We start from the raw sequence: 4,712 nt of genomic DNA, 5'->3' as shown, positions 1-4,712 counted from the left end.
TGACCTGCCCCCACGATTAGATACAACACTCAGTTAGTAACGTCGGAATCTTCATTCTCAGAATGACCCTTTCTCCAGCCCGCTGCAAATTCAGACGGTGTCTGATAATTCAGCGTGGAGTGCGGGCGGCATTCGTTATAATCCTGCCGCCAGTCATTAATAATTTTCCTAGCATGAACGATATCGCTGAACCAGTGCTCATTCAAACATTCATCGCGAAATCGTCCGTTAAAGCTCTCAATAAATCCGTTCTGCGTTGGCTTGCCCGGCTGGATTAAGCGCAACTCAACACCATGCTCAAAGGCCCATTGATCCAGTGCACGGCAAGTGAACTCCGGCCCCTGGTCAGTTCTTATCGTCGCCGGATAGCCTCGAAACAGTGCAATGCTGTCCAGAATACGCGTGACCTGAACGCCTGAAATCCCAAAGGCAACAGTGACCGTCAGGCATTCCTTTGTGAAATCATCGACGCAGGTAAGACACTTGATCCTGCGACCGGTGGAAAGTGCGTCCATGACGAAATCCATCGACCAGGTCAGATTGGGCGCCGCCGGACGGAGCAGCGGCAGACGTTCTGTTGCCAGCCCTTTACGACGTCTTCTGCGTTTTACGCCCAGGCCACTGAGGTGATAAAGCCGGTACACGCGCTTATGATTAACATGAAGCCCTTCACGGCGCAGCAACTGCCAAATACGACGGTAGCCAAAACGCCTGCGCTCCAGTGCCAGCTCAGTGATGCGCCCTGATAAATGCGCATCAGCAGCCGGACGGTGAGCCTCATAGCGGCAGGTCGACAGGGATAAACCTGTAAGCCTGCAGGCACGACGTTGCGACAGACCGGTCGCATCACACATCAACATCACGGCTTCCCGCTTCTGGTCTGTCGTCAGTACTTTCGCCCAAGAGCCACCTGAAGCGCCTCTTTATCCAGCATGGCTTCGGCAAGCAGCTTCTTGAGTCTGGTGTTCTCTTCCTCAAGCGACTTCAGGCGCTTAACTTCAGGCACCTCCATACCGCCATACTTCTTACGCCAGATGTAAAACGTGGCATCGGAAATGGCATGCTTGCGGCAGAGTTCACGGGCGGGTACCCCAGCTTCGGCTTCGCGGAGAATACTGATGATCTGTTCGTCGGAAAAACGCTTCTTCATGGGGATGTCCTCATGTGGCTTATGAAGACATTACTAACATCGGGGTGTACTAATCAACGGGGAGCAGGTCAAACATGGCCTGTATACCAAACTGGCCAATTAAAGAATTTCCAGATCATTTCATGTGCATCTCACGAGACAAAGCTGTAACGCTCATCAATGAGCTTAAGAAAGCCATTGATTACATGAACGCTGGCATTGAATCCCCTACTGGTCACCGTCTCCAATAGTCTTTCCAGTGACTGTTTACACTACTATCCGCGCCGGCTGGTAACATTGGCTATAGCTCACTAATCAGCCGGCGCTACTCTCTTCCATTCGACATAACCTCCTTCATAAAGTTACTCCAGTCAAACTACCTCCAAAATGTCGATCTGGTTTTGCATCAATGTTAAACTCGCTCACTTCCTATTCGGTCTGTTTAGATAATGATAAATCTACTATCACGCTACATTTCCGTGGGCATCGTGAACACAGCATTACACTGGGCTGTTTTTAGCTTCATGGTGTACATCATGAAATATGACCAAGCTGTGAGCAACGTGTTAGCGTTTTTGATAGCCGTGACATTTTCATTTTTTGCTAACGCAAAATTTACATTTAGTGCAAAAGCCACCAGCCGGAGATATGTGCTATTTGTTGGTTTTATGGGGTTACTGAGCTTTATCTCTGGTCAGGTATCTGATCACTACCACATACCCCCTCTCATAACGTTGATAGAGTTCTCCTCTATCAGCCTGGTATGTGGCTTCTTATACTCCAGGTTCATTGTTTTTAGGGATCCGAAATGAAAATTTCTCTTATTGTGCCAGTCTTCAATGAAGAAGATACAATACCCATTTTTTATAAGGCAGTGCGAGAACTTGAGGCGCTAAATAAGTATGATATTGAAATTGTGTTTATCAATGATGGAAGCAAAGACGCAACCGAATCAATCATCAATGCCCTTGCTGTATCTGATAGCCTCGTAGTTCCTGTTTCATTCACCCGTAATTTTGGAAAAGAGCCAGCCATATGTGCAGGACTTGACTATTCTTCTGGTGAAGCAGTCATTCCGATCGATGTTGACCTACAGGATCCAATTGAAGTAATTCCGGTCATGATAGAGAAATGGCTTTCGGGTGCAGATATTGTGCTGGCAAAGCGTTCCGACCGTTCTACAGATGGAAAACTAAAGCAAAAAACCGCTGAATGGTTTTATAAGTTGCACAACAAAATAAGCGTTCCCAAAATCGAAGAGAATGTTGGCGACTTTAGACTCATGTCCCGTGATGTAGTAGAAAACATCAAGCTCATGCCAGAGCGTAACCTGTTTATGAAAGGTGTCCTAAGTTGGGTCGGTGGCTGTACTGATGTTATTGAGTATACTCGAGCAAGACGTATTGCAGGTAACTCTAAATTTAACGGTTGGAAATTGTGGAATCTTGCGCTGGAAGGTATTACTAGTTTTTCGACGTTTCCACTCCGTATATGGACTTACATTGGTTTCTTTGTCGCCGCTTTATCCTTCTTATACGGAGCGTGGATGATTGTAGACAAAATATTTTGGGGAAACCCGGTAGCAGGATATCCATCTATTATTGTTTCAATTCTATTCCTTGGCGGTGTTCAGTTAATTGGAATCGGTGTGCTCGGCGAGTACATAGGTAGAATATATATCGAAACTAAGCAACGACCACGCTACATAGTAAAAAAATGATATGGAATTTAAAATGTTTTCTAAAATTGATAAAAAGGCATTATTCATATACTCAGGGTTGGCCCTGTTATTCATTTACCCTTTAATTCAAGCGGGGATACATTACAGGGATGACTTAGATAGATCTATAACTGGCTACTATGGCTGGCGCGGTTTAGGTCGCCCTTTTGCAGATGTTTTGACAAGGTTCTTTTCTGCAAGCGGTCACTATAACCTTGATCTATTCCCGTATACAATGATCGCATCCTGTATCTTTTTAGGGGCATCTTCACTAGCACTTAGTAAACACCTAATGAAATCAGATGTACCTAATGCTAGCATGGTTGCCGCACTTTTAATTTTCAACCCTTTTATACTGCAGAATATAGCTTACAGATACGATAGCCTTGGAATGTCCATTGCATTTTTCCTTGCAGTAATGGCATATACTTATAAAAATAAAAACCTGAATTTAGAAATTGTAGTAAAACTATTAGCAGGAGTAGCATCCTTAGCTTTATATCAACCGTGTGCTAATATTTTTATTGGTTTACTTGCGATTGATGTAATAATCATCGCAATAAAAGAACATACAAAAATCAAAGAGTCAGCATTATTTATAATCAAGAAAACAATTTTATTTGTATCTTTTTATCTTATCTACATGCTTTTCTTTTCCCCAAAACATAACTCTCGCTCAGAGTTAATACATTTAGATAAAGAGGGAATAGAACATCTAACAGGGACATTGGTTTCATTAAAAGCATTGTTTCTTTCTTATTTCAATCATCCGGTTTACATTTACTTCGCAATCCCGATATTAATTAGCTGTGTGTTTATGCTCATAACTTACCGCACACACGCAAAAAATATCATATCATTTGTTCTTTATGGAACTCTATCTTTTCTAATATTCATCATCTCGCTTATGGGGCCAACAGTATTACTTCAGGATGCACCAGTCCTTCCCCGTACACTAGTTTCTTTTTCTGTCATACTGGTAATAATTGCTATACCAGTTATGCATTTCACCCCACGCATTAAATATGTCGCACTGCTTCCAGTTATTGCTTCACTTGCTTTTAGCGCTCAACTTGGTAACGCTATGAAAGCACAACAAGAATATGACGATTTTGTTTTCAACATGATTGCACAAGACATTGCCAATCATAAAAAAATCACCTCGATTAGAACTGTAGGTCGATTAAATGCAAATGAAAGAGCAAAGTTATTAATCGACAACAAACCATTGATAGGTTATTTCGTTTCTCCAGCAACTGAGTTTTTAGCCTCCTTTCAGTTGTTCAACAAAGGCTTGCCACAAACACGGCATGGCTATGGTGATGAGCAAGAAAACAAAAACCAGCTTATTGAAATGGTTAATAAAGGAATCAAACCAGTAACATCTAATCAATATTACTCATTATTCATTTCGGATAACGCTGCCATAGTATTTTTAGGAACATACAACAATTAACTATTACAAGCCCTCACACCGATGTTTGAGGGCTTTTCTTTAGGTTAAGACAGGATTATGACGACTGCCCAACATACGGTGCAGAGGTCAAGTTAAGACGACGTAACGCACCACGCTTAGCCCGTAGCGCCGTCAACTTTACCAGTTCATCGTCTGAAATATCACCGTCGTCCTGTGCCTCTGCTAACGTGGTAATGCGGCTGGAAAGCTCTGTCATTTCCTCCTCACGCATACGCATTGCAATTGCTGATTGCCGTACCGGACACGGAGTAATTTTCCCGTTTTCGTACTGCCATATCCCATCACGAAAGCGTTCAGAGAAATCAGCAGGAACATCTTGTACATCTACTTCAGCAACCGAAAGACCTATTGGGTTTTGTAACGTGGACTGACCCCACGCCCGTAGA

At 43.2% G+C, this 4,712-nt stretch carries 5 protein-coding genes; 3 read left to right on the top strand and 2 right to left on the bottom strand.

Annotated features, from left to right (window positions below):
• Positions 1-29 precede the first annotated feature (29 nt).
• A protein-coding gene (locus tag FDW95_RS01300; protein ID WP_115257876.1) for an IS3-like element ISSen4 family transposase occupies positions 30-1,150 on the bottom strand; the annotation gives its coding sequence in 2 pieces (ribosomal slippage) (positions 30-892 and positions 892-1,150; 1,122 coding nt in all).
• A 428-nt stretch (positions 1,151-1,578) separates the two neighbouring features.
• On the opposite strand from FDW95_RS01300, the gene FDW95_RS01295 reads away from it, so the two are divergent.
• The 3 genes from FDW95_RS01295 to FDW95_RS01285 are packed head-to-tail and all read left to right on the top strand — an operon-like array spanning position 1,579 to position 4,305.
• On the top strand, positions 1,579-1,941 hold the full coding sequence (locus FDW95_RS01295) for a GtrA family protein (RefSeq protein ID WP_115258909.1): 363 nt from the start codon (positions 1,579-1,581) through the stop codon (positions 1,939-1,941).
• Entirely contained in the window at positions 1,938-2,849 is a 912-nt protein-coding gene (locus tag FDW95_RS01290; RefSeq protein WP_115258910.1) for a glycosyltransferase family 2 protein, read from the top strand. Before FDW95_RS01295 ends, FDW95_RS01290 begins: the two co-directional genes overlap by 4 nt.
• A gap of 13 nt (positions 2,850-2,862) precedes the next feature.
• On the top strand, positions 2,863-4,305 hold the full coding sequence (locus tag FDW95_RS01285; protein ID WP_115258911.1) for a glucosyltransferase domain-containing protein: 1,443 nt from the start codon (positions 2,863-2,865) through the stop codon (positions 4,303-4,305).
• A gap of 55 nt (positions 4,306-4,360) precedes the next feature.
• On the opposite strand, the gene FDW95_RS01280 is transcribed toward FDW95_RS01285, so the two are convergent.
• A partial coding sequence (locus tag FDW95_RS01280; RefSeq protein WP_137363389.1) for a tail fiber assembly protein occupies positions 4,361-4,712 on the bottom strand: 352 nt, incomplete at its 5' end.

This window comes from Citrobacter sp. wls718 (assembly GCF_005280945.1).
GTDB classification, from domain to species: Bacteria; Pseudomonadota; Gammaproteobacteria; order Enterobacterales; family Enterobacteriaceae; genus Citrobacter; species Citrobacter gillenii.
Note: the sequence above shows the minus strand (reverse complement) of the source record. Positions and strands in the feature narration are given on the sequence as shown.

Excerpts from the sequence above, each read along its gene's own strand:
- FDW95_RS01295 (WP_115258909.1), top strand. The coding sequence starts at position 1,579 with ATGATAAATCTACTATCACGCTACATTTCCGTGGGCATCGTGAACACA.
- FDW95_RS01290 (WP_115258910.1), top strand. The coding sequence starts at position 1,938 with ATGAAAATTTCTCTTATTGTGCCAGTCTTCAATGAAGAAGATACAATA.
- FDW95_RS01285 (WP_115258911.1), top strand. The coding sequence starts at position 2,863 with ATGTTTTCTAAAATTGATAAAAAGGCATTATTCATATACTCAGGGTTG.